Genomic DNA, 4,086 nt, shown 5'->3' with positions numbered 1-4,086 from the left:
GTGGCTCGAAACGGTACCGGCGATCGCCGTCTACCTCTTGGTGGGCGGGGTCATCGGTCTGGAGAGCCTGGGTATTCCGCTTCCCGGTGAGATCGTCCTCGTCAGCGCCACGCTGCTGGCCGCCACCCAGGACCACATCAACCCGTACGTTCTGGCGGCGTGTGCCATCACGGGCGCCATCGTCGGCGATTCCATCGGCTACATGATCGGCCGCAAGGGCGGCAAGCCGCTGCTGGAGTGGCTCGGCCGGAAGTTCCCCAAGCACTTCGGCCCGCACCACGTGGCCACCGCCGAGCGGTCCTTCCAGAAGTGGGGCATGTGGGCCGTCTTCGTCGGCCGCTTCATCGCCCTGCTGCGGATCTTCGCGGGTCCGCTCGCGGGCGTGCTGAAGATGCCGTACTGGAAGTTCCTGATCGCCAACGTGCTCGGCGGCATCGTCTGGGCCGGCGGCACCGTCGCCGTGATCTACTCCGTCGGCAAGGTGGCCGAGGAGTGGCTGAAGAAGTTCTCGTGGCTCGGTCTGGTCGCCGCGCTGCTCTTCGGTCTGGGCTCGTTCGTCGTGATGCGGATGAAGGCCAAGAAGGCCGAGGCCGCCCACGCCGCCGAGCCGGCCGCCGCCGAGCCGGAGCCGGTCCGGGCCGCCGACTGATCGCCGAGTGACCTCGGGGCTCCCCGGAGCCTCACCGAAGCCCCCGGGCCCCGCAGAGGGTCCGGGGGCTTTCTTGTATTCCCGGGACGTGGCTCGCGGCCGCTCAGCCCACGTCCTGGTTGATGCTGAGGCGTACGAGATCCGCCAGCGTCGGCGCGGGGCGTTTGGCGCGGATGCGGCGGAGGTAGGTGCCGACGGTGTGGACGCTGATGCCGAGTCGTCTGGCCGTCTGGTGGTAGGTGAGCCCCGCCCCGATGTGGGCCAGTACCTGCCGCTCGCGGGGCGACAGGCGCGGCGGTCCCGTCTGGACGCTGAGGCCGGGCATCGGTTCTCCATGGGGCAGGCGGAGCCGCGCGGCATGAGTGGCCTGCGGCCGGCCGCGGGTGAAGTTCCTTTCCCCCGCGCGACGCTTTTGAATGGATCTAACCACGAACTCGGCTAAATGCAAGCAAAAAATAGTGGCCAACCGGTCAATGGCCCCTTAATTGCAGGTAAGACGGCTGTCAAGTCCCCAACTTCCGTGGCTCCAGCCCCGCTTCGAACCGGGCGAGTGTGAGAGCGTGCGCCGCCGACCGCGGCGTCGACGCAACCCGGAGCGAGCGGAGGGGGACCGCGCATGGGGCACTTCCGTCTGCTCGTCGTCGGAAACGGAATCTCGGCGTACGGCAGCTACTTGAACATGGTGGCGCTGAACGTCTTCGTCTACCACGTCACCGGCAGCGCGCTCACCGCCGGCCTTTTCATGGCCGTCCGCCTGGTGACCAACGTGCTCTCGGGCTTCGTCGCCGGGCGTCTCGTCTCGACCCGCGACCGCAAGCGGCTCATGGTGGGCGCCGACCTCACCCAGGCCCTGGCCCTGCTCGCCCTGCTGCTCGCGCCCGACGGGGCCCGGGTCGGGCTGCTCTTCGGCCTGGCGGTGATCACCGGGTTCTGCTCGACGCTCTCCCAGGTCGCCCTGCGCAGCAGCGTGCCGGAGATCGTCGGCGCCGAGCACCGGGCCCGCGCCAACGGCCTGCTCGTCACCGGCCGCTCCCTCGCCATGATCGCGGGCTTCGCGTCGTCCGGCCTGGTCGTGGCGCAGCTCGGCTACTCCGCGGCGTTCGCGCTGGACGCCGCCACCTTCGTGATCTCCGCGACCGTCCTGTTCCTGCTGCCCGTACGGACCCGGGCGGCCGCGGAGGACGGGGCGGCGGAGGCGGGCGCGGGGCAGGAGGAGAGCGGCGCCGCGAGCGGCTTCGCCCGGATGCTGCTGCGCACCGCGCCCCTGCTCGCGGTGATGATCGCCGTCCGGGCCGTCGACGGGCTGGGCTCCTCGTCGCACAACGTGGCCCTGCCCATCTACTCGGACAGCCTCGACCCCGGGCACCCGGCGACGTTCATCAGCCAGTTCTGGGCCACCTGGGCCATCGGCAACATCGTCGCGCAGCAGCTGTTCGGCCGGGTCACGAAGAAGACCGGCCGCACCCCGGGGGAGCGGGCGTTCGCGCTCGGGGCGTGCGTGATGTCGGCGGCGTTCATCGTGGTCTTCGCCGGTCTGCCCACCGTTCCGGCGATCATCGCCGCGCTCGTGGCCGGCATGGCCGACGGGTTCACGGAGATCGTGTACATCTCCCGGCTCCAGGCCGCCCCCGACGCCCAGCGCGGCCGGCTCTTCGGGCTGTCCGCCTCGGCCGAGAACACCGGCTTCGGCCTCGGCATGATCGTCAGCGCGGCCCTGCTGGAGACGTTCTCGCCGCTGCAGGTGGTGGCCGCCTTCCACGGTCTGGCCATTGCCTTGTGCGTCGCCCTGCTCGCCGTGCTCCTCAGACGCGGCGGCAGGCTCACCGGGAGGGAGGACGGGCCGGCGACCGGCCGGGACGGCCGCGGCGGCCAGGGCGGCCAGGGCGGTCAGGGCGGCCGGGGAGCACCGGCGGGCGCACCGGCGGATGTAACGGCGGACGTATCGACGGATGCAACGGCGGACGTATCGACGGACGCGTCCAAGGGCGCATCCACGGCGGAAGGCCGCAGCTCATGACATCCACGCACCACGAAGGCATCGGCCAGGGCATCGCCGTCATCGGACTGGCCTTCCGGTTACCGGGAGCGGAGACCCCCGAGGAGCTCTGGCGCGTCGTCCGCGACGGGACGGACTGCATCACCCGCTTCACCGACGAGGAGCTCGCCGCGGCCGGAGTGCCCGCCGAGCGCTACGAGGCACCCGACTTCGTCGGCGCCTCCGGGATCCTGGACGACCTCACCGGCTTCGACGCCCAGCACTTCGGGATGAGCGCCCGCGAGGCCCAGCTCACCGACCCGCAGCAGCGCATGTTCCTGGAGTGCGCCCAGCACGCCCTGGAGAACGCGGGATACCCGGGGGAGCGCGACGGCACCAGGGTGGGCGTCTACGCCACCACGGGCTACCACCTCTACACGCTGGAGACCTACCTCCTCAACCACGTCCTGCCGAGCGTGCCCGCCGACAACTGGATGTCGGGCATGCAGATCGTGACGGGCAACGCCCCGGACTTCACCGCGACCCGCGTGTCCTACCGGCTCGGCCTGACCGGACCGGCCGTCAACGTCCAGACCGCCTGCTCCAGTTCGCTCGTGGCGGTGCAGACGGCCGCGCAGGCGCTGCTCGCGGAGGACTGCGACATCGCTCTCGCCGGCGCGGCGGCCGTCCACGTGCCGCAGGTGCTGGGCTACCAGTACGTCAAGGGCTCCATCCTCTCCAAGTCCGGCCGGCTGCGGGCCTTCGACGCGGGCGCGGACGGCACCGTCGGCGGCACCGGCGTCGCCGCCGTCGTCCTCAAGCGGCTCGACCGCGCCCTCGCCGACGGCGACACCGTCCACGGCGTCATCCGCGGCTGGGGCGTCACCAACGACGGCGCGGACAAGAAGGCGTACACCGCCCCCAGCGCCGGCGGCCAGTGCGCCGCCATCCGCCGGGCCCTGGAGCGGGCGGGCGTCGGCGCGGACACCATCGGCTACCTGGAGACCCACGGCACGGGCACCCTCAAGGGCGACCCGATCGAGTTCGACGGCGCCGCGGCCGCGTACCGCCAGGACACCGACCGGACCCACTACTGCGCCCTCGGCTCGACCAAGGCCAACATCGGCCATCTCGACGTGGCCTCCGGACTGGCCGGACTGATCAAGACGCTGCTCGTACTGAAGCACGGTGTCGTCCCGCCGATGGCGAACTTCACCACCCCCAATCCGCTGCTCGCCCTGGACGGCAGCCCCTTCTACATCCCCGCCACGGCCGTGCCCTGGCCGGAGGGGGACCACCCGCGCCGCGCGGGCCTGACCTCGCTCGGCATCGGCGGCACCAACGTCCACTTCATCCTCGAACAGGCCCCCGAGCCCGAGGCCGCGCCCGGGCCCCGGCCGGCCGCCGCCGCTGCCCCGCCGGACGTCCTCCTGGTCTCCGGCAGCAGTGAGGAGGCGCTGGC

General features: G+C 71.7%; 4 protein-coding genes. 3 read left to right on the top strand and 1 reads right to left on the bottom strand.

What is annotated here, in order from left to right; genetic code table 11:
- A partial coding sequence (locus V7793_RS34365) for a DedA family protein (protein ID WP_336013624.1) occupies positions 1–649 on the top strand: 649 nt, incomplete at its 5' end.
- 103 nt (positions 650–752) lie between these two features.
- Here the strand turns inward: V7793_RS34365 and V7793_RS34360 are convergent.
- Positions 753–974, bottom strand: a complete 222-nt coding sequence (locus tag V7793_RS34360; RefSeq protein WP_336013623.1) for a response regulator transcription factor — start codon at positions 972–974, stop codon at positions 753–755.
- Between the two features lie 291 nt (positions 975–1,265).
- On the opposite strand from V7793_RS34360, the gene V7793_RS34355 reads away from it, so the two are divergent.
- Positions 1,266–2,666: an MFS transporter gene (locus V7793_RS34355; protein ID WP_336013622.1), complete on the top strand. Its 1,401-nt coding sequence runs from the start codon at positions 1,266–1,268 to the stop codon at positions 2,664–2,666.
- A partial coding sequence (locus V7793_RS34350; protein ID WP_336013621.1) for a polyketide synthase occupies positions 2,663–4,086 on the top strand: 1,424 nt, incomplete at its 3' end. The genes V7793_RS34355 and V7793_RS34350, both read left to right, overlap by 4 nt.

The sequence above is a fragment of the Streptomyces sp. KLMMK genome (genome assembly GCF_036961605.1).
Classification (GTDB): domain Bacteria; phylum Actinomycetota; class Actinomycetes; order Streptomycetales; family Streptomycetaceae; genus Streptomyces; species Streptomyces telluris.
Note: the sequence above shows the minus strand (reverse complement) of the source record. Positions and strands in the feature narration are given on the sequence as shown.

What these genes read in the sequence shown, in the direction of transcription:
- V7793_RS34360 (WP_336013623.1), bottom strand. Translation starts at nt 974, where the DNA reads ATGCCCGGCCTCAGCGTCCAGACGGGACCGCCGCGCCTGTCGCCCCGC.
- V7793_RS34355 (WP_336013622.1), top strand. Translation starts at nt 1,266, where the DNA reads ATGGGGCACTTCCGTCTGCTCGTCGTCGGAAACGGAATCTCGGCGTAC.